This is a genomic window from Polyangiaceae bacterium (assembly GCA_020633235.1).
In the GTDB taxonomy this organism is placed as follows: Bacteria; Myxococcota_A; Polyangia; order Polyangiales; family Polyangiaceae; genus JACKEA01.
Genome location: JACKEA010000004.1, coordinates 509,012 through 528,325, shown reverse-complemented (window position 1 = coordinate 528,325; position 19,314 = coordinate 509,012). Strand labels below are relative to the sequence as shown.

Annotated in this window: 18 protein-coding genes; 8 read left to right on the top strand and 10 right to left on the bottom strand. The window is 68.4% G+C overall.

Translation table 11 applies throughout. The features are described 5' to 3' along the window. Window positions 1–165 precede the first annotated feature (165 nt). On the bottom strand, window positions 166–492 hold the full coding sequence (locus H6717_23790; GenBank protein ID MCB9580070.1) for a hypothetical protein: 327 nt from the start codon (window positions 490–492) through the stop codon (window positions 166–168). Window positions 493–1,058: 566 nt separating this feature from the next. On the opposite strand from H6717_23790, the gene H6717_23785 reads away from it, so the two are divergent. Beyond that, on the top strand, window positions 1,059–1,817 hold the full coding sequence (locus H6717_23785) for a tetratricopeptide repeat protein (protein ID MCB9580069.1): 759 nt from the start codon (window positions 1,059–1,061) through the stop codon (window positions 1,815–1,817). 5 nt (window positions 1,818–1,822) lie between these two features. Here H6717_23785 and H6717_23780 read toward each other — a convergent pair whose 3' ends face one another. The 3 genes from H6717_23780 to H6717_23770 form a co-directional block, all read right to left on the bottom strand. Then, window positions 1,823–3,322, bottom strand: a complete 1,500-nt coding sequence (locus H6717_23780; protein ID MCB9580068.1) for a helix-turn-helix domain-containing protein — start codon at window positions 3,320–3,322, stop codon at window positions 1,823–1,825. 144 nt (window positions 3,323–3,466) lie between these two features. Beyond that, window positions 3,467–3,877, bottom strand: coding sequence for a hypothetical protein (locus tag H6717_23775; protein MCB9580067.1), 411 nt, complete (start codon window positions 3,875–3,877; stop codon window positions 3,467–3,469). 137 nt (window positions 3,878–4,014) lie between these two features. Continuing rightward, on the bottom strand, window positions 4,015–4,800 hold the full coding sequence (locus tag H6717_23770; protein MCB9580066.1) for a M15 family metallopeptidase: 786 nt from the start codon (window positions 4,798–4,800) through the stop codon (window positions 4,015–4,017). A gap of 90 nt (window positions 4,801–4,890) precedes the next feature. On the opposite strand from H6717_23770, the gene H6717_23765 reads away from it, so the two are divergent. Together H6717_23765 and H6717_23760 are read left to right on the top strand one after the other, a co-directional pair. Next, on the top strand, window positions 4,891–5,346 hold the full coding sequence (locus tag H6717_23765; GenBank protein MCB9580065.1) for a group 1 truncated hemoglobin: 456 nt from the start codon (window positions 4,891–4,893) through the stop codon (window positions 5,344–5,346). After that, on the top strand, window positions 5,343–6,221 hold the full coding sequence (locus H6717_23760; protein MCB9580064.1) for a hypothetical protein: 879 nt from the start codon (window positions 5,343–5,345) through the stop codon (window positions 6,219–6,221). The genes H6717_23765 and H6717_23760 overlap by 4 nt, the downstream gene beginning before the upstream one ends. A gap of 3 nt (window positions 6,222–6,224) precedes the next feature. Here H6717_23760 and H6717_23755 read toward each other — a convergent pair whose 3' ends face one another. The 3 genes from H6717_23755 to tatA form a co-directional block, all read right to left on the bottom strand. Continuing rightward, on the bottom strand, window positions 6,225–6,581 hold the full coding sequence (locus H6717_23755; protein MCB9580063.1) for a PilZ domain-containing protein: 357 nt from the start codon (window positions 6,579–6,581) through the stop codon (window positions 6,225–6,227). 227 nt (window positions 6,582–6,808) lie between these two features. Next, window positions 6,809–7,864, bottom strand: coding sequence for a hypothetical protein (locus tag H6717_23750; GenBank protein MCB9580062.1), 1,056 nt, complete (start codon window positions 7,862–7,864; stop codon window positions 6,809–6,811). A 245-nt stretch (window positions 7,865–8,109) separates the two neighbouring features. Further along, window positions 8,110–8,304, bottom strand: coding sequence for a twin-arginine translocase TatA/TatE family subunit (gene tatA / locus H6717_23745; GenBank protein MCB9580061.1), 195 nt, complete (start codon window positions 8,302–8,304; stop codon window positions 8,110–8,112). A 63-nt stretch (window positions 8,305–8,367) separates the two neighbouring features. Between tatA and H6717_23740 the strand changes: the two genes are divergently transcribed. Further along, window positions 8,368–8,703, top strand: coding sequence for a hypothetical protein (locus H6717_23740; GenBank protein ID MCB9580060.1), 336 nt, complete (start codon window positions 8,368–8,370; stop codon window positions 8,701–8,703). A gap of 175 nt (window positions 8,704–8,878) precedes the next feature. Next, the gene (locus H6717_23735) at window positions 8,879–10,267 is read left to right on the top strand and encodes a sigma 54-interacting transcriptional regulator (GenBank protein MCB9580059.1); all 1,389 of its coding nucleotides are present in this window, start codon (window positions 8,879–8,881) and stop codon (window positions 10,265–10,267) included. On the opposite strand, the gene H6717_23730 is transcribed toward H6717_23735, so the two are convergent. Beyond that, window positions 10,221–11,264 (bottom strand): Glu/Leu/Phe/Val dehydrogenase, encoded by a 1,044-nt coding sequence (locus tag H6717_23730; protein ID MCB9580058.1) that lies wholly within the window; start codon window positions 11,262–11,264, stop codon window positions 10,221–10,223. The genes H6717_23735 and H6717_23730 overlap by 47 nt on opposite strands. 139 nt (window positions 11,265–11,403) lie before the next feature. Further along, window positions 11,404–12,882, bottom strand: a complete 1,479-nt coding sequence (locus H6717_23725; GenBank protein MCB9580057.1) for an AMP-binding protein — start codon at window positions 12,880–12,882, stop codon at window positions 11,404–11,406. Between the two features lie 159 nt (window positions 12,883–13,041). On the opposite strand from H6717_23725, the gene H6717_23720 reads away from it, so the two are divergent. Genes H6717_23720 through H6717_23710 form a run of 3 tightly spaced genes read left to right on the top strand, consistent with a single transcriptional unit; the run spans window position 13,042 to window position 18,445 of the window. Then, a complete protein-coding gene (locus H6717_23720) occupies window positions 13,042–14,283 on the top strand; it encodes a TolC family protein (protein MCB9580056.1) in 1,242 nt (413 codons plus the stop codon). Further along, complete coding sequence (locus tag H6717_23715) at window positions 14,280–15,377, top strand: efflux RND transporter periplasmic adaptor subunit (protein MCB9580055.1); 1,098 nt, start codon at window positions 14,280–14,282, stop codon at window positions 15,375–15,377. Before H6717_23720 ends, H6717_23715 begins: the two co-directional genes overlap by 4 nt. Beyond that, the gene (locus H6717_23710) at window positions 15,377–18,445 is read left to right on the top strand and encodes an efflux RND transporter permease subunit (protein MCB9580054.1); all 3,069 of its coding nucleotides are present in this window, start codon (window positions 15,377–15,379) and stop codon (window positions 18,443–18,445) included. Before H6717_23715 ends, H6717_23710 begins: the two co-directional genes overlap by 1 nt. Here the strand turns inward: H6717_23710 and H6717_23705 are convergent. Beyond that, window positions 18,442–19,311, bottom strand: a complete 870-nt coding sequence (locus H6717_23705) for a hypothetical protein (GenBank protein MCB9580053.1) — start codon at window positions 19,309–19,311, stop codon at window positions 18,442–18,444. The genes H6717_23710 and H6717_23705 overlap by 4 nt on opposite strands. Between the last annotated feature and the right edge of the window lie 3 nt (window positions 19,312–19,314).

Below are 19,314 nucleotides of genomic sequence, written 5' to 3'. Positions count from 1 at the left end.
CCACTCGGACACCTTCGGCGTCGGTCTCAAGGGTCCCATTCATGATCGGTCGGCTTGATGCTCGAAGCGGACGATCGGCCGCTGGATTCGAGTTGCACGCGGCCAGGACCGCAGCAGCGAACAACCACGATGGTGACGACAAGCTTGCCCCAAACCAACCAGCCATCACTGCTCTCCTTCCAGTACACATAGCTCTGGCGCGAGGATTTCAAAAGCGCCGCCACCACTGGGATGCACGAGCTCTCCCGTGACGACGATGGGCTGTCCGTCCTGGACGTCGATACCAGCACAGCGCCCTGTCACGTCGCCTATCCAGGCAAAGGCGTCTGGATACTGATCGTTCCAAGGAAAGGCACGTTGATCCACGCTGGAAACCAAGTTTGCGTTGTCCGCGAAGAAGAACTTGCCGACCAACACGGTGCAGCACGCCTCTGCCACGCAACCTGCAAGCGTCTTCTCGGTCGGTGGCTCGAACCAGATCCGAGTCGACACCGTTATCGACGTGCTCGCAGGAACGAAAACGTCAATGGCTTCTTGGAGCGGGGTAGTCTTGGTATTCGCCGGACACAGGGGAAGTGGCGCCGGCTTGAACGGACAGCCAACTGCCTTGAGGCATTTTCCCGTCCTCGGAAGATTCTTGTACGTCGAGTCCGCCGCCGAAAGCCAACCGTGGGGCCGATCGCTCGCCGCTGCATCCACTGCGCCGGCATCAATGCCAGGCGGCGAAGGTGGCGGCTCGAGCACTTTCGTGCGGGATCCGCATGCGGCGAGCGCTCCCGCCAGGATGGCGCCGAGCAACTTCATGATCCTCCCCGTTAACCCCACGCTCTACCACTACCACCCTGGCTCTGTGCGGGCAACGCCTCGTTGGCCAACCCGTAGCGCCTGCATGATTCGGAGCAGCGCTCACCAGGCGATGCGCTCAGCCGCGCGCCACGATCCGACTCCGCGTCGGACAAAATCCGACGCGCACACCTTCTTGTCATGCAGCGGACCGCAAAAGCCATACACTGGCGCCCTCGGCGAAGCCGACCGCCGCGCCGGCCAAGACGGCCAAGGTGTTCGACCACGAGCCCCGCGAGGTGGCGCCCACCTGCGGCGCGCTGCTGGGCGGAGAGCCGGCTCCCGCCGGGGTGTACCCGGGCGCGGCCTATGCGCAGCTCCGCGCGGGTCGCAAAGGCTTGGTGCGGGGAGATCTCGACGAGGCCGAGCGGGGCTACTGCCGCGCCGTCGCCTTCGATCCGCGAAACCTCGCGGCCAACGTGGAGCTCGCGCGCGTGCTGGTGATGCGCCGCGACGGCCGCGCCGCGGCGGACGCCGCCCGCGCGGCGCTGCGCATCGCGCCGGAAGATCGCGGCGCCCTCTTGGCGCTGGGCGACGCCCTCGCGATGAACGGCGACCTCTCCGATGCCCGAGAGCCCTTGATGCGTGGCTCCGGCGTGGACCCCAACGACGAGCCTGCGCGGGCGAGCCTCACCAAAGCGCAGATGCAGCTGGCGGAGCGCGCTGCGCGGCGCCGCGAGTACCTGACGGAAGAGCGCTTCTACCGTCGCGCCTTCGCGCTATCGCCCACCAACGCGAACGCCGCCCAAGGCGTGGCCGGCGCCCTGGTGAAACAGGACAAGTTCGACGCCGCGCTGGTGTGGGCCCGCCGCGCCGCAAAGGTCGACCCATCCGCCACCCGTCAGGTGTACGTCGGTGACGTGCTCTCGAGATCCGGTGACAAGGCTGGCGCTACCGCGGCCTACAAGAAAGCCGTGGAGCTCGATCCCTCGAATCCCGAGGCCCGCGCCCGCGCCATGACGCACGGGAACTGAAGAGCTCAGCCGACAATCAGCACTCGGGTCGGCGCCAGCCGAAAGCCCTGCGCTGAGCCTTGGAGCTCGCTGCCGAGGGCAAGCTGCCGAAGGCGCGACACCAAGACGCGCAGGCGGTTGTCGCGTGACGAGCGGCTGATGCGCTCCTTGCCCCACAGGGCGTCTGCGAGCTCGTCGTACGAGAGCCAAGCCGCCGGTGCTTCCAGCCGCTGCTGACAGAGCGCCGCGAGCAGCGCGCGCAGCTTCGGGCCGTTGATGGTCGCGGTGTTCCCGTCCATGCACACGGAGCCGAAGTCTTGGGCCACCCGCAGCAAACTGGCCGCCACGGCCCGGTTGGGGCGGGCGACGACCAGATTGCTGGCAAAGCGAAAGCTTGCCGAGGATCGAGCCAAGGGACGACCTTCCGGTCCGAGCCACTGCGCCGCCGTCTCGCCGAGCTCCGCGATCTCGCGCCCGGCCTCGAGCAGCTCGAGCTGGGCCTTGCGCAGCCGGAGCACGCCCAAGGTGGGGAGCGACGCAGTCGCGGGTGGAAGCGCGGCGCGCATCAGCGCTGACGCCCCTTCGGCATCGCCATCGAGCTGATCCCCGATGGCCGCAGCGGCCCGAGCCAAGGCGGCGAGCTCGAAATCGCCGAGCTCGGCAGCCAAGCGAGCTGCACGACGAAAGCATACGCTCGCCTGGCCGTAGCGAAGCTCCGCAAGGCGAAGCTCGCCTTCCCAATAGCTGATGTGGGCGTGCAGGTAGCTGTCCGCTGCGGCCTGTGCCAGTGCGGCGCTGGTGGTCAGGGTGGTGCTGGCGTCGTCCCATCGGGCGCGCGCCATGTGAACGCGCGCAGCTCCGAAGACGCCGTAAGCACGGGTGCGCACCTCGCTCTCGGGAAGCTCCGCCAGCAGCTGCTCCAGCCAGAGATCTGCCTGGTCCAGAGCGTCGAGCTCCACGTACGCCAAGCTCACGCCGCACAGCACAGCGGCGGCCTCCGCCACCGCGCCGATGGCTTCGTACTCCACGAGGGCTTGCTTGGCCGCTCGAAGGGTCGCCAAGGGGCGTTGCTGGTGGCAGTAGATTTCCGCCTCGCAGTCCCGCACCAGCGCGATGAGTCGGCGATCGCCCAGCTCGCTCGCTTCTCGCGACGCCCGGCCCAATCCGTGGATTGGCAAGCTCAACTGGGCCCGCTTGGTCTCAGCGCGAACGTCCGCGTGCACCGCGAGAGCCGCCAGGCCTTCGCTACGCGCAACGGTCGCTGCACGCTGGTAACAAGCGAGCGCGCTTGCGGCTCGCCCTCGCCCTGCCAGAAGCCGCGCCAGCTCGAGCAAGCCCCGCGCGCGTCGGGCGTCGTCCTTGGTGGCACTCAGGACCTGTTCGAGCTGCGCCTCCGAAATGGGCAGACCTGCGGCCTTTGCCTCGAGCAAGTCATCGAGCGTGCGGTCCGCTCCACAGCACGATACCCACTCTGGCGTGACCGGCGCGTGATTGACACGCACGACGGGCGTGGCAGTCGGAGTCATTCGTCGCAGAGGCGCGCCACCGGCTCCTGCCATGCGATCAGAAGTGACATTGCCCGCTTCGAACCGCAAGCAAATGCCGGCCCTACGCGAAGATCTACGGACATTCCAGGGCTGCCGACCGCGCCGGCAACCCTGGACATCTTCTCACTGCACGCCGCTCCAGGACACCCTGCAACGGCACTGCCCGCCGTAGCCATACTGCTTCACGATGGGAATGATGCCGTCAGCGACCGCTGGACATTTGGTCCACGTGTGGGAGCACGACGGCCACCCTCGATACCAACAGTAGTCGTTGCACACCTTCTTGAACGCCGTCAGCGATCCCGGCTGTCCGCCGTTGCACTTGATGGTCTGGAGCGTCTGACAAGAGCTCAGCTCTTCCGCGCTTTCGCCGAGCTGACCATCACCGTCGTCGGCGGCGTTCACGTCGTCGCTCGTGGCCGGGTCTCCCGTCGCGACGGGATCTTGGAAGCCTCCATCGGGGTCGGCCGAGGCACAGCCCGCGGCGCAAATGAAAGCGATGGTCGAAATGATTGCGGTAGCGAAAATTCTCATGATCCTCCTCCGGCTCGGGGAGGCATCGGTGTAATTCGCACCGGATTATTTGGGCTTATTTGTGCCGCCGGCCGGGAATCGAGGTTCCGCGGCGGACCAACAAGAGCAGCCGGGCAATCTTGTTGGTTCGGCGCGAGCTACGGAATGATGCGATCCGGATCGCCGAGGAACTCGAAGTGCATGGTGTCTTGTAGCGAGTCCTTGCCGAGCCAGTAGAAGCCGTAGCGCTCGAAGGCGTCCACCCAGCACTGGGTGAGCTCCGCCTTCTCGATCACGCGCTTCGTGTCCTTCTTGCACGCGGGGTGCGTGGGCCACGGATCCACGCAACCGCAGCACGGATTGCGATTGGGATCGATGTCCACGGCAATGCCGAAGAGATGGTTGGAGACCTCGCCGCCGCGGTACGTGTTGGCCTGACGAAAGCCGCCGATGGCGCGTGGCACGTACTTGCGGCCCTTCTTGTTGCAGGTCTTCTTGATTCGCTTTTCCACGCACGCGAGGGCCGGCGCGATGTCCTCGTGGATCTGAATGGGCAAGCCCATGAAGCGCACTTGCTTGGCGTGGGAGAAGGCCGACGTGGGGTTCAGCTTCTCGAAGGGCACTCCGGGAATGCGACCGTAGTGCTCGATGCGCCACTTGAGCGCCTTTTGATGCCGGAGCGGTTGCAGCTGCCCGTGGCGCACGAAGTGATCGCGCTCGAGGAACGTCTTGGCGCGCTGCAAGCGACACACGCCGCGGAACTTCTTCTTCTTCGCGGGCTCCTCGGAGCGCTCGCGCTTCGGCTTGGCGGTGCTCTTGGCGCTCTTCTTGTGGTGCTTCTTATCGTGCGACTTCTTGGCCGCATCGGCGGCCTCCGGCGAGCTCAACAGAGCCACACCCACGAACACCGCGAGGACCACGGCCAGCCAGCGAGACAAGCGCATGGGGCCCAGGGCTAGCGCGGACGCCCGAGCTTTGCCAGAAAAGTAGGAAATTTCGGGCGAGGGCGGGGGTTGAGACTAAGTTTCCGGCGAATGAGCGAGGAGAGCCTGTTCTCGGAGCTCGGCGGAGAGCCAGCGCTCCGCCGCGTCATCGATCGCTTCGTCGACCGCATTTTCGACGACATGATGATCGGCTTCTTCTTCCGAAATGCCAGCCGCGAGCGCATCAAGGAGAAGGAATACGAATTCGCCGCGAAGCATTTGGGAGCGGGCGTGGCCTACACCGGCAAGCCCATCCGCGAGGCCCACGCGCCACATCCGATCATGGGCGGACAGTTCATGCGTCGCTTGAAGATCTTGGACGACACCCTGCGAGAGATGGGCGTTCCCGAGCGAGTGCGCGAGCATTGGATCCGTCACACGGAGAGCCTCCGACCCTTGGTGACGCGAGATTCCGGAGGCCGCTGCGACCCGGATCAGGCGCGCCAGCGGGTGCGGGATCTTGCCCAGAACGGCGAGACGGGTGAGCCTCCGGCGGAGGACGCATGAAGTCACCGCTGTTCAGAGTGCTCGCCCTCGCGCTGCTCGCCTCTGCCTCTGGCTGCGCCACCGCCGGCTCGGCGTGGATGGCGGAGCCGCTGCCAGGGGAGGACACCGACGGCGACGAAGAGTGGGATCGCGCCTTCGCCGAGCCTACCGGCGCCCAGCGCACGAGCGTTCCCAAGCCCGGCTCCGCGGCGCCCCGCACGCAGACGCTGTCCGAGCGGCCTCCCCTCGGCAAGGTGCCGCCGTCCCAGAAGAAGATCGTGGGCAAGGTGCTCGGCACCTTCCGCAACACCTATTACGACTTCCCCGGGGAGTCGGAGTTCAAGGGTGCCAGGGTGTCGCTCAAGAACCCGCGCTGCAAGACCATCGCCGAAGTGCCGCGGGGCTTCTTCGAAGCGGTATGCGTGCAGGGCAGCGGGACGCTCTCGAGCGGCTCCACCGTGAGCTTCGCCAAGCGCGACTGCGAGTGCGCCGAGGTGTGCCCGCGCACGGGGCAGAAGATCTGTTTCGACGAGCTCGACAAGACCCAGTTCCCCTGGGGCCGCGGTGCCACCGGCAAGGCCATCACGCCGCTGCTCAGCGTGGCGGTGGACACCAGCGTGATCCCGCTGGGAACGGCCATCTACATCCCGGAGTTCGACGGAGTGCCGCGGGATCCGGAGCAGTCGTCCTTCCACGACGGCTGCTTCATCGCGCAGGACCGCGGCATGAAGGTGAAGGGCAAGCACGTGGATGTGTTCACGGGCCAAACCGCGGTCACCAAGCTTTGGAACCGCCTGGTGCCCAGCAACAAAGGCGTCACCGTCGTGCTCGACAACCCGCGCTGCGCCCGCGCGGAGGGCGTGAGCCTCGCCGCGCCCCGCTCCGACGACGAGTGAGCGTCAGTCCTTGCCGTAGGTGACCGCCTGCCGCGCGCTCACCTTCTCGAAGTGCTTGGCCAGATCGGCGTTCGGCTCGGCCATCTCCACGGCCACCTTGGAGCGCCACAGGCTGTTCTCTTCCGGCCCCAGCGGCTCCTGCCGCACCACCTTGCCGCGCACCACGGTGGGCTTTCCCTCACCCAAAAAGCAGTTGATGGTCACTTCCTGCCCCACCTCGAGCCGCGCCCGGGTCAGCAGCAAGAGACCGGAAGCGCTGCCGTCGTGGGTGATGGCGCTGCGCACCGGACCGTCCCCCAAATCGATCTCCGCACCCACGTAGGCGTGATGTCGAGGAGCTTGTCGCCGTTCGTCACTCATTGCCTGAACCTTCGAGCGCGGGAGCCTTGCTCAAACCCGCCGCCGCGTAAAGCCGTCCCCGGACTCCGCGAAAGCTCCTTTGATTTTGTCGGGCCGGCGCGGAAACAGCGCGCGTCCGCCGTCGCGGGACGAGCGACGCGACGGAAACTCGAGCGCAGCTCCGTTCGCGCCGCCGCGCCGGTTCCGCGGCGGACCGACATGATCGAAGAAGGAGCGCTGGGGCGTGATCAGCGACGGGTGAGGCCCAGCTCGTCGAGCAGCCGACCGATGCGACGGAATTTGTCGGCGCGACCCAGCTGCAGCAAGTGTCCGCCATGCCACGCCTCGATGGGCGCATTGAAATGGTGCGCCAAGCGGCGAGCGTGCTCCACCGGGGTGATGCGATCCGCGCGGGCGCCGATCACCAACACGCGCTCCGGCGGGAGCACGGGGGCGCGCGCGAGGGGGCTCACCACGCGGTGCGCGGCCGAAAGCGCGCGGTGCTGCGCGTCCGTCTCCCGAGCGGAGCGGCCCAGGCGACCTTGGTCCCGCGCGAAGTCCGCCAAGGACGCGAGGGGGATGATGGGCACGGCGAAGGCGAGCTCGGAGTCCAGGGTGGCGGAGAGCGCCGTGGAGTAACCGCCCAGGCTCATGCCCATCACGCCCACGGCGGGGTGACCGCGCCGGCGAAGCCAGTGGCTGAGGTCGCCGAGATCGTGCATCGCCTGCCGAAAGCCCTCGTTGGTGAAGCGCGGGTCGCTGCTGGGAAACGGAGGCACCCCCGAGCGGCTCGGGTCGGCGCGCACGCCGTGAAACGGCAGCACGAACAGCGCCACGTCCAGACCGATGCGGGAGAGCCAGTCGATGGGCCAAACCCGCTGCTCGAAGGCGTAGGCGCCGCCCAAATAGCCGTGGATGAGGATGCACAGCGGGCGCGGCTCGGGCGCGAGGAACAGACGCGCGGCGGCGACGCGGTTTTCCCGGAAGCCCGCGTAGCGATCGGAGAGCTCCGGCAAGTACGTGGGCTCCTCGCTGGGCCATGCGACATCCACGACACGGCGGCCGCCGGCGGACCACTCGTGCAGGCGCTCCACGGGCTCGATGACGCGAGGCGCACGATAGAAGTCCGCGGCGTCGCGATAGAGATCCGCGATCTGCGAGAGCGCCTCCAGCCGCTGGCCGTGGCCGAGACGCTCGGAACGACTGGGCTTGCGCCGTCGCGCCGAGCCCGCTGCGAGGGTCGCCGCGCGATCCACCACGGCGGCTGCGGTGCCCAGCAAGCGACGAGCTCCACGTTGGATCACGCGAGCAACTTAGCACCGCATTGTGCGAGACCACCGAAGCGAAAGCGCTGCAAATGGCGGGCAGTGCAGTTCCATGATCCGCGAGGAACGTGCGGCCGGCGTGATGGCCCAGCGTGTGCACGGGCGAGCGGCCATGTCGAAGAAGACCCCGCAGCCGGCTCCTGAACAAGAAAAGCTCTCGAGCCCGCTGGTTCCCCTGCTCTGGCTGCTCTTGCCGTTGCTCGGTTTGATCCTCTACGGCGCCCTCAGCGGCGGTTCCTAGATCCGCGAATTTGCCGGGGGGGAGGCGCGTCTTCGGCGTCCGATTCCGCCAGTCCCTTCTTGAAGTTGCGGATTGCGTCCCCCAACCCCTGGCCGGCCTCGCCCAGGCGTTTGGGGCCAAAAACCAGCAGACAGACCACGATCACGACCAGCCAGTGAACGGCGCTGAAGCTTCCCATCGGGCCCACGCCTAGCAAGCCGCTTGCCAGCGCCGAGGGAGGGGAGCATCTTTCCCCTCGCCCTTGTCTCACCGTCCGGTTCTGAGCTGGGTCGTGCTCGTCACGATGCTCACCGCGCTGCTTGGCGCGGTGTGGGGCGAGTCTGCGCCGCCGCCGGTGATGCCGCACGAAGCCAAGGCTGCGGTGGCATCCGCCAGCGTCGGACCGCTCACGCTCATCACACCGGAAGAGCGCGAGTGCCTCGACACGTTGCTGGATACGCTGGCGGCACCGACCAGCGAGCTGTGGCTGCCCCGCACGCCACTGGTTCAGCACCTGCGTATTGCAGAGCGCGGCACGGTTGCACCGCGCACTCTCGAGCTGGGTCCCGCGCAGGCGCGGGCGCCCCCAGCGGCCTGAGTAGAAACGACGAATCCGCCCGCAGCTTGCGGGTGTGACCGCGCTCCCGCGCGGCCGTTCGCGTTTTGGGCCGACTTTCGTTGGCCTCTCCTCATTCCGCTGTCGCCCTGGGCGACCTCCCAAGACTCAGAGAATCCAAATGACCGACTCCACTTCAGTTCCGCTTCCGCGCCCAATGGCGCTCCTCGTCGACGTCGATGCCGACGAACAAGAGAATCTCGAACAGAACTTCCCGACCATCTCCTTCACTGCTGCCCACGGCGTCGCCCGCGCGGCGGCGTTGGCCGAGACCCACGCGCCTTCCCTGGCCCTGGTGAACCTGGGCGTGGAGGACCCCGAGCCCGGCTTGGGCCTGGTGCACAAGCTGACCAGCGCCGGTTGGCGCGTGCTCGTGCTCCTCTCGGAGCGCGACACCGACCTCGCGTTCCGCGCAGGCCAGCGCGGCGCGCGTGATTGTCTGTCGGTGCCGCTCACGCCCGCGGGCATGGGCAAGATCAAGAACCACGGCGCCGCCGCGGCGCAGGTGGAGCAGCAGGTGGAGGCGGCGGCGATGCTCGAGTCCGCGTCGCCCAGCATGCGCTCCGCCGTGGACGTGGTGCTGAAGAGCGCCAAGAGCGACGCGCCGGTGTTGATCCGCGGCGAAAGCGGGACCGGCAAGAGCCTGCTGGCCGCGGAGCTGCATCGCTTGAGCCCCCGCGCCGCGGGTCCCTTCGTGGAGGTGAGCTGCCCCGCGTTGCCGGAGCACCTGCTCGCGGCGGAGCTCTTCGGTCACGCTCGCGGCGCCTTCACCGGCGCGGTGAGGGATCGCGTGGGCCGCGTGGAGACCGCCGATGGCGGCACGCTGTTCCTCGACGAGATCGGCGATCTTTCCCCGGGCCTCCAGGTGCAGCTCCTGCGCTTCCTGCAGGATCACTCCTTCGAGCGCCTGGGGGAGAGCCGCACGCGGCGCTCCAACGTGCGCATCGTGGCGGCCACCAACCGCGATCTGGAAGCCGACGTGGCCGCGGGGCGCTTCCGCCTGGACCTCTATTACCGCCTGGGCGTAGTGGACGTGCGCATCCCCTCGCTGCGCGAGCGGTCCGAGGACATCTTGCGCTTGGCCGAGCACATCTTGGTGCAGAAGGCCCGCGCGGAGGGCAGCGAGCCCCGCAAGCTCGGGGAGAGCGCCAAGAGCGCGCTGCTCGCCCATCGCTGGCCGGGCAATGTGCGCGAGCTCGAGAACGAGCTCTCCCGGGCGTTGGTGCTGTGCTCCGGTCAGGTGCTCGAGGCGAGCGACCTCTCCGAGCGCATCGTGACGCCCGAGCGCAAGGTGCCGTTCTTGGGCGGCCACTTCTCGCTGGACGAGATCGAGCGGGAGCACATCGAGCGCGTGCTGTCTCGCTCGCGTAGCTTCGAGGCGGCCGCCGCGGAGCTCGGCATCGACGACTCCACCCTGTGGCGCAAGCGCAAGCGCATGCGGCTCAGCGTGCGGAAGGTGAACGGCAACGGCTCTTCCACACGCCTCGCCGGTGCTCGCGTCAATTCGCCTGCGCCAAACGCTCCTGCGCCATCGTATCGGCGATGACGTAAGTGGGCTTCATGGCCTTCTGCGCACGGTCGGCGATCTCGAAAATGGTGTCGTAGATCTTCATGACCTTGGCGCGGGATTTCTCCGCGTCGTAGCCGTCGATCTCCGTCGCCACGTTGATGAGACCACCGGCATTGATGGCGTAGTCGGGCGCATACAAGACCCCACGCTGCATCAGATCATCCCCGTGGCGGGGCTCCGCGAGCTGGTTGTTCGCGGCCCCCGCCACGATCTTGCAGGCGAGCTTGGGGATGGTGTCGTCGTTGAGCGCGCTGCCCAGCGCGCAGGGGGCCAGCACGTCGCACTCCACGGAGAAGATGCGATCCAACGGCACCACCTCCGCCCCCAGCTCGCGCTCGGCGCGCTCCGCCTTCAGTGGGTCCACGTCCGCGACGGTGAGCTTGGCGCCGAGCTCGTGAAGCTCCTTGCACAAGTGGTAACCGACGTGCCCGACGCCCTGCACGGCCACGTGCAGGCCTTCGATGGACTTGCGATTCATGGTGAACGCCACGCACGCCTCGATGCCGCGCCGAACGCCGAGCGCGGTGAACGGGCTCGGATCCCCGCTGCCGCCGTGCTCCGGCTTCGCACCCGTCACGTGCTGGGTCATGGTGCGGATGATCTCCATGTCCTCGATGCTGGTGCCGCTGTCCTCGGCGGTGATGTAGTGCCCCCCGAGGTCGTCGACGAACTTGCCGAAGGCGCGGAACAGCGCCGAGCGATCGAACTCCGCTTTGGGGCGCATGATCACGGACTTGCCGCCGCCCAGAGAGAGGCCGGTGATGGCCGCCTTGAAGGTCATGCCGCGAGCGAGACGCAGCGCATCGACGATGGCGCTCTCTTCGTCGTCGTAGTGAATGAAACGGCAACCGCCGAGGGAGGGCCCCAGGCGCGTGTCGTGGATGGCGATGATGGCGCGCAGACCGCTGGCGGCGTCGCGCTCGAGATGAAGCTCGCCGTAGTCGTACTTCGCGAGCAGATCGAAGACTCCCATGTTTCGGCTCCTCGATTGGGGTGGGATGGGGCGCGGAGATTAGCGAAAACCGCTGGTCTTCGAAACCGAAGCCGAAGCGTAGCCCGAAGGTGCCGCACGTGTGCCGTGCGTTCACGGTGGTTCCGCGGCGCAGCAACAATCAATCGGAAGCGAGCAGTTTGGTGAGCTCCGGTTTGACCACTTTGCCGACGGGGTTGCGCGGGAAGTCGTCGAGCACCACGACGCGCTTGGGCACCTTGTAAGCGGCGATGCGTTCCTTGGCCCAGCTGCGCACGGCTTCTTCTTCGACGCGCTGACCGGGTCGCAGGAGCACGGCGGCTACCGCGATTTCGCCCCAGGTTTCGTCGGGCAAGCCGACGACGGCGACGTCCGCGATGGCCTCGTGCTGGCGCAGCACTTCCTCGATCTCGAGGGCGGACAGCTTGTAGCCACCGCTCTTCAGGATGTCGACGGACGTGCGTCCGAGGATCTTGACGTAGCCGCCTTCGACGAAGGTGGCGGTATCGCCGCTCAGAAACCAGCCGTCCACGAAGGCGGCGCGCGTGGCCTCGGGGTTTTCGTCGTAGCCGGCGAACACCGAAGGCCCGCGGATCCAGATCTCTCCGGGCTCACCGGGCGCCACGTCCTTGCCGTCTTCCCCCACGATGCGAATGTCCATGCCCGGCAACGGCGGGCCGCAGCTTCCCGGCACGCGCGGACCGTCGATGGGATTGGAGCAGCCGACGCCGATCTCGGTCATGCCGAAGCGCTCCAGCGGGTAGTGACCGGTGAGCTCCCGCCAGCGCTCCCCCACGGTGACGGGCAACGCGGCGGACCCACTGGTGACGAGGCGCAGGTGGCCGGCACCGGTGCGCCAGCGCGTGGCCTGCTCTTCCGGAGCGGAATCCAGAGCGTCGAGCAGCTTCTTGTGCATGGTGGGCACGCCCATCAGCACGGTGGCGCGAGGCATCTCGTCCCACAGCCGCGGCGCGTCGAACTTTTCGATCATGCGCGTGGTACCGCCGGCCAGCAGCGACACGAACAGCGCGATGCCGAGGCCGTGGAGATGATGCAGCGGCAAGCAGTGCAAGAGCACGTCGTCTTCGCTCCAGCGCCAGGCGCTGCCGACGAGATCCGCCAGCTGGGCGAGGTTTGCGTGGGTGATGAGGGCGCCCTTGGGCTTGCCGGTCGTGCCGCTGGTGTAGAGGATGACGGCGACGTCGTCGTCCCCATGCTCCCGGCGCGGCCCGCTGGCGTGTGTCCGGAGCTGCTCCACGTCGAGCACCGGGAGTCCCTGGCAGTACGGCTCCACGCGGGGGGCGAGCTCGTGACTGACGATGATCGCGCGGCTCTTGGAAGCCTCCACGAACCAACGCTGCTCCGTCTCCGGATGGAGGGGGGAGAGGGGCACGGCGCTGCCGCCCGCCAGGACGATGCCGAAGAAGGCCTCCAGCCAGCGGGACCCCTGGGTCACCAACATCGCTACCCGAGCACCGGCCAGGCCTTGGGCCGCCAGGGCCCCGGCCACGCGCTCGGCTCGCCGGCCGAGCTCCGCGAAGGAGACGGCCTCGACGTCGTCTTCGATGGCGAGGCGGGAGCCGCCTCCTTCCGTGACCTGGACAAAGCGTTCAGCCAGCATTCCGCGCCTCTGCTTCTCACATGCGCCGGGCGCGCGAAAGGGTTGCGTTCCATGCGGGAATTTCCCGCGAAATTTCGCGGATGCGTCATCTGTTGGATGGCAAAATCACGCTGCGTCACTCAAACACCGCGGGGCATGTGGATTGCTGGCAACACGGGCATGGCCCGTCTTCTCTTGGCGCTGGCGGTGGTGATGGTCGCGTCCACCGCCGGGGCGGAGCCCGTGCGCGTGACCTTGGCGGACGCCATGCGCCGTGCGGAACGGCATGCTCCGACCCTGGGGCCGAAGCGCGCCGCGGTGGCTGGGGCTCGGGGAGTCCGGTCGGCGGCGGACACCGCCCTCGCCACCCCGCCCCGCCTGGAAGTGGACGTAGGACCGCGCTGGCATGGCCAACCCAAGGAGGTCGGCGTCGATGCCAGCGTGGGGCTCTGGCAAGACCTGTCCCTCGGGGGCTACGGCGGTGCCCGCAAGAGCTACGCGCAGGCTCTGGAAATGGAAGCGCGGGCTCAGCTCGCCGTGGGGCAGCGGGACGCGAAGACACAGGCAGCGCTGGCCTGGGTCGACGCGCGGCTGGCCCGAGAGCTAGTGCGTATCCGTAAGGAGTCGCTGACCGACGCTCAGGAAATCGCGCGCATCGCCGCGGCGCGCGTGCGCGCCGGCAGCGTCCCGCCTTCGGAGCAGAGCATGGCGCAGGCGCTCGTGGGGCGCGCCAAGGCCGACATGCTCGACGCCCGCGGACGGGGCTTCGTGGCAGACGCGGATCTGCGCACGTTGATCGGCGTTTCCGCGGAGCCCGTCGGCCCCCTGGACGCACGGGATGGCGCCCTCGATCGCACGCGGGTCCTCAGCTGGGTGCGCCGCGGTCAGCCCGACGTGGCCGCAGCGGAGGCTCGGGCCGTGCGCTCGGCCCGCGCTGCGGATCTCACCGAGGCCGGCGGCAAGCCGTTCATCGCCATCGGGCCGCAGGTCACGCGGGAGGCCACGGGAGACTGGCTCTTGCTCGGACGCGTGTCGTTCCCCCTGCCGGTGGTGAACCCCGCCGCCGTGGAGACGGCGCGCGCCCGCTCCGAAGCAATGATGGCCCACGCGGAGGTCAAAGCGGCGCGCGCGCTGCTGGAGCGCGACGTGCGTCTGGCGCTGGAAGAGCGCGAGCATTCGCGAGAGCTCCGCAATGCGCTGCGCGACGGCGCCATCGCGCCCGCACGAGAAGCACTGCGCCAGACCAAGAGCCAATACCAAGCCGGCAGCGTGGATCTCAGCGCGGTGCTGGCCGCGCGCCGCGAGCTCTTGCTGTCCGAAGAACGTTGGGCGGAGGCCGCCGCGGACGTGCGGCGTGCCGACATTCACCTGGCCCGCATCGTGGGCCGCGATCCCTGGCAGCTCCAAGGAGCGAAGCAATGAGATGGATGATCATCGTGCTGGCCCTGACCGCGTGCTCCCGCGGCGAGCCGGCCCCAGAAGCCAATGCTCCCGCTGCGGAGGCAACCCGCGTGGTCCGCGTGGACTCGTCGCTCATCACGTCCGGTCGCATCGCAACGGACAAGGCGGCGCTTCGCCCCGTGCGAGACGTACTGATGGCAACGGGACAGGTGGAAGCGCCGCCGGACGCCATGGCGGAGGTGACTTCGCCGATCACCGCTCGCATCAAGAGTTTGTCGGTCCGCCGCGGTGACGTCGTGAAGAAGGGCGACACTCTCGCGGTACTGGAGGCCGGCGAGGTCGCCCGCGTGGCATCGGATCTGGCACGAGCACGGGCGCGACGCGTCCACGCCGAGCGCGTGCTCGCGCAGGAAAAGGCGCTGATCGCGGAGAAGGCCACGAGCGAGCGCGCGCTGTCCGATGCCCAGAGCGCCGTGAGCACGGCCAAGGCGGACGAGAGCGCCGCGCGCACGCTGCTTTCGAGCTACGGGGCGGCGCACGGGGCGCGGCTGGTGCTGAAGGCGCCGATCGCCGGCAGCGTCGTGATGGTGGACGGCGCCGTGGGGGCCCCCGTGGAAGCGACGGCCGCGATGTTTCGCGTGGTGGACACCACTCGCCTCGAGGTCCGCGCAGACGTCGCCGAGGCGGACGCCAGCGCGGTGCGCGAAGGCGTGAGCGCGACGCTGACCCCGGCGACCGGCGGCGGCGCCTGCAGCGGCGTGGTGGGCGCCCACGCGCCGAGCGTGAATCCGTCCACGCGCACGGTCCCGTTTCGGATCAAGCCGGGTGAGTGCCCGGAGCTGATCGAGGGCGCGTTCGTGGACGTGGCCATCGAGCGAGACGGCGCCGACGACAAGAAGCTGGTCAGCGTGCCACGAGACGCCGTGGTGAGCGTCGACGACGTCCCGACGGTATTCGTGAAGGAGGGCGATGGGTTCCGAGCGCACGCCGTGCGGGTCGCTCGCTACGCGGGGCCTCGGGTGTACCTGGACGACGGAGTGAAGCCGGACGCCACCGTGGTGATCCGAGGCGCGCTGCTGCTCAAGGGAGAGCTCCTGCGCGCGGAGCTCGAGTGATGATCGGCAATCTCGCTCGCCTCGTCATCAAGTACCCGCTGCTCACGGTGCTGGGCACGCTGGCCCTCGTGATCGTGGGCGTGCGCAGCTACCGCGACCTGCCCATAGACGCCGTGCCGGATCTGACCAACGTGCAGGTCCAGGTGCTCACCAGCGCGCCCGGGCTCTCACCGGTGGAGGTGGAGCGCTTGGTGACGCAGCCGGTGGAGCTGGCGATGACCGGCATTCCTCACGTGTCGCGGATTCGCTCGGTGTCCCGCTCCGGCGTGAGCGCCGTGACACTGGTGTTCGAAGACAGCATGGACCTGGCGCACGCGCGCCAGCTCGTCGCCCAGCGGTTGCCGACGGCGCGGGAAGCCATCCCGCCGAGCGCCGGGCGGCCTCAGCTCGGCCCCCTGACCACCAGCTTGGGCGAGGTGTATCACTTCACGCTGCGTTGGCCGGGGCACACGCTCCGCGAAGCGCGCACACTGCTCGACTGGGACGTGGCCTATCGCCTGCGCTCGGTCCCCGGCGTGGTGGAGGTGAACTCCTGGGGCGGCGACACGCGGCAGGTGGAAGTGCGCCTGCGGGAGAAGGAGCTCCTGAGCGCAGGCGTCACGCCGGTGATGGTGGAAGAGGCCGTGCTGGGTGCCGGCGAGAACGTGAGCGCGGGGTTCATCGAGCGGAGCGAAGAGGGCACCTTCGTGCGCGCGCAGGCCGCGTACCACGAACCCGAAGACGTCGGGCAACAGGTCGTGACCACGCGCAGCGGCCAAGGGGTGACGCGAGTGGTGCTGGTGAAGGACGTGGCGGACGTGGTGGACGGTTCCGCGCCGCGCTTCGCCGCTGCCACCGCGGACGGCCAGGGCGAGACGGTCTACACCATGGTGCAGATGATCGCCGGCGGGAACGCCCACGACGTGGTCAGCCGAGTGAAGGAGCGCCTGGCGGAGATCGAGAAGAGCTTGCCCGAAGGCGTCGTGATCGAGCCGTTCTACGATCGCGCGTCGTTCGTCGACGAGGTGCTCCACACCGTACGCAAGAACCTGCTCGAAGGCGGCGTGATCGTGGCCATCGTGCTCTTGCTCATGCTCGGCAATCTACGGGCGGGGCTGCTCGTGGCGTCGGTGATCCCGCTCAGCATGCTGGGCGCGTTCACGCTGATGAACTGGTTCGGCGTGAGCGGGAACTTGCTCAGTCTGGGCGCCATCGACTTCGGCTTGGTGGTGGATGGCTCCGTAGTGGTGGTGGAAGGAGCACTGGCGGCCATGGCCGCCCGGGAGCTCACGGGCAAACAGGCCATGGGACGCGTGGCCGGAGAGATGGGACGCGCCGTCACGATGGCCGTGTTGATCATCGCCATCGTGTACGTCCCCGTGCTGTTGCTCGAGGGCATGGAGGGCAAGATGTTCCGCCCCATGGCCCTCACGGTGCTGTTTGCCTTGGGCACGGCCCTGGTGCTCACCTTCACCTGGGTGCCGGCGGTGGGAGGCCTGGTGCTGACCAAGGCGAGCCACGAAGAGCCTCGCTTGGTGCGTTGGATGCAACGAGCCTACGCCCCCGTGCTCCACGCGCTGGTGAATCGCTGGAAGCTAGCGGCCGGCGGCGTCACCGCCCTGGTGACGGCGGGCGCGTTGGTCGCCGTCACCAGCGGCGCGGAGTTCGTGCCACGACTGGAAGAAGGCGACGTCGCAATTCAGGTGACGCGGCCCCCCAGCGTATCCATCAACGAGGCGGCTCGGGGGACGACGGCGGTCGAGAAGGCTCTCGAGAAGTTCCCCGAGGTGGTACGCGTCGTGTCCCGCACGGGCAGCCCGGACGTGGCGACGGACGTGATGGGGCCGGAGCAGAGCGACGTGTTCGTGATCCTGAAGCCTCGCTCGGAGTGGACCACCGCGAAGGACGCTTCCGGCTTCGCCGCGGCGTTCGAACCGGAGCTCTCGAAGGCCCTGCCCGGGTCCGCCTTCGGGTTCACACAGCCCATCGAGATGCGCGTGCAGGAGCTGATCGGCGGCGTGAAGGCGGACGTCGGTGTGAAGATCTTCGGCGACGACCTGCCCACGCTGAAACGCCTGGCGCAGCAGGTGTCGCGGGTGATCTCCTCCACCCCCGGCGCCGCGGACGTGCGCATCGAACCGATGAGTGGCCTCTCCATGCTCACCCTGCAGCCGGACACACAGGCCCTGGGACGGCTCGGCGTCCGCTCTCCGGAGCTTCTCGAGTGGGTGCAGGCGCTCCGAGTGGGGCGCCCCGTGGGGCGGCTCATCGACGGACAGCGGCGCTTCGACGTGATGCTGCGAATGTCCCAGCCCCCGGTCGCGGACGACGGCCCGATTCAGGCTGCGCGCATCCCGCTGTCGGACGGGCGATGGGTGCGGCTGGGCGACGTGGTGCGGGTGTCCACGAGCGACGGACCAGCGCAGGTGAGCCGAGAGCAAGGACGCCGGCGCGTGCTGCTGGAAGCCAACGTTCGCGGCCGCGACCTGGCGAGCTTCGTCCACGAGCTCCAAGCCCGCATCGCCCAGGTAAAGATGCCACCGGGCTACTACGTCGAGTACGGCGGCGAGTACGAGAACCTGGCGCGCGCTGGCGCCCGGCTGGCCATCGTGGTGCCGCTCACCTTGGCGGTGATCCTGGTGCTGCTGTACTTGGCGTTCGGCTCGATTCGCCCGGCGCTGCTCATCTTCGTGAACGTCCCGGCGGCGGCCACCGGCGGCTTCTTCGCGCTGTCGCTCCGTGGGCTCGATCTCTCCATCAGCGCCGCGGTCGGATTCTTGGCGCTGTTCGGCGTGGCCACCCTGAACGGCGTGGTGCTCTTGGCGTCGGTCCAAAATCGCCAACAACAAGGAGAAGAGACGCGAGCGGCGGTGCTGAACGCCGCCAAGGACCGCGTCCGTCCGGTCATGGCAACGGCCCTCGTCGCCGCCCTCGGCTTCGTCCCCATGGCGCTGGCCACGGGCACTGGCGCAGAGGTCCAGCGCCCCCTGGCAACGGTCGTGATCGGCGGCCTGGTGACGGCGTCCCTGGTGACGCTGCTGGCGCTCCCCGCGCTCTACGTCCGCTTCGGCGGGCGGGTGGAAACCTAACGGAGCTGCCGCGCGTGCCACAGGAGCATGTCGAGCGTGCCGACCTCGCGCAGCCACGGCTGATTATGGGGGCCGGGTAGCACGCTGAGCACGTGCGGCACCTGGAGCTCCGTCAGGCGCTGGGACAGCGCTTCGTTCGCGCGGCGGTACGGATCCTCCGTGGAACTTCCCACGCGAACCGCCCGCGGGCCCACGCGACGGATGGCCTGCGCCATGCGCTCGGCGTACTGCAGTGCCATCGGCACGCCGAACGCCGACTGCACGCCACCGAAGGAGCCGAACAGCTGCGGCTTGCGCAGAAACACCTCGACGCCCACGTAGCCGCCGAGGGAACAGCCGTCGAGGCCGGTCCTGCGCGGTTCCGCGGTGATGGGCCCGAGCTTGCGAACCGCAGGCAAGAGCGCGTGCTCGAGCCATTCCGCGTACTCATCCAAGGTCCGCGCCGCCGGCTGCAGCTTGTAGGGGTTCGGCGTCACCGGGCAGGCGACGGCCACGTCCTGGAACGGCCGCTTGGACAGGGATGCGTTCAGCCGCGCGAGATGCTCGTCGGTGAGGTAGGAGCGCTTGGGCAGGGTCTTGGAGATGGGTGGATGTACGAGGCGCCCATACGCGGACTTCAAGCCGTAGAGCTCTCCCCAGGCGCGGATCCCGAGCTGCTCATTGCCGGTCTCGCCCAGGCCGTGAAGCAGCACGAGCAGCGGCCAAGTGCCGGTCTTCGCCGGCCGCCGCGGCAGGTACACGCGCGCCCGGCGCGCGTACTTCCCGTCGAGCACGAGGTCGTGCTCGACGAGCGGTTCGTCGTCTCCCCGCGCCGGCGCGGCAGCGGTGGACAGCGCAACCCCCAGCAGGAAATCTCGACGCAGCACCCC

Bases quoted from the DNA above. Each gene is read 5' to 3' on its own strand.
- H6717_23775 (MCB9580067.1), bottom strand. From the start codon at position 3,877: ATGAGAATTTTCGCTACCGCAATCATTTCGACCATCGCTTTCATTTGC.
- H6717_23730 (MCB9580058.1), bottom strand. From the start codon at position 11,264: ATGGGAGTCTTCGATCTGCTCGCGAAGTACGACTACGGCGAGCTTCAT.
- H6717_23765 (MCB9580065.1), top strand. From the start codon at position 4,891: ATGAGCGAGGAGAGCCTGTTCTCGGAGCTCGGCGGAGAGCCAGCGCTC.
- H6717_23715 (MCB9580055.1), top strand. From the start codon at position 14,280: ATGAGATGGATGATCATCGTGCTGGCCCTGACCGCGTGCTCCCGCGGC.
- tatA (MCB9580061.1), bottom strand. From the start codon at position 8,304: ATGGGAAGCTTCAGCGCCGTTCACTGGCTGGTCGTGATCGTGGTCTGT.
- H6717_23755 (MCB9580063.1), bottom strand. From the start codon at position 6,581: ATGAGTGACGAACGGCGACAAGCTCCTCGACATCACGCCTACGTGGGT.
- H6717_23770 (MCB9580066.1), bottom strand. From the start codon at position 4,800: ATGCGCTTGTCTCGCTGGCTGGCCGTGGTCCTCGCGGTGTTCGTGGGT.
- H6717_23780 (MCB9580068.1), bottom strand. From the start codon at position 3,322: ATGACTCCGACTGCCACGCCCGTCGTGCGTGTCAATCACGCGCCGGTC.
- H6717_23725 (MCB9580057.1), bottom strand. From the start codon at position 12,882: ATGCTGGCTGAACGCTTTGTCCAGGTCACGGAAGGAGGCGGCTCCCGC.
- H6717_23710 (MCB9580054.1), top strand. From the start codon at position 15,377: ATGATCGGCAATCTCGCTCGCCTCGTCATCAAGTACCCGCTGCTCACG.
- H6717_23760 (MCB9580064.1), top strand. From the start codon at position 5,343: ATGAAGTCACCGCTGTTCAGAGTGCTCGCCCTCGCGCTGCTCGCCTCT.
- H6717_23735 (MCB9580059.1), top strand. From the start codon at position 8,879: ATGGCGCTCCTCGTCGACGTCGATGCCGACGAACAAGAGAATCTCGAA.
- H6717_23720 (MCB9580056.1), top strand. From the start codon at position 13,042: ATGGCCCGTCTTCTCTTGGCGCTGGCGGTGGTGATGGTCGCGTCCACC.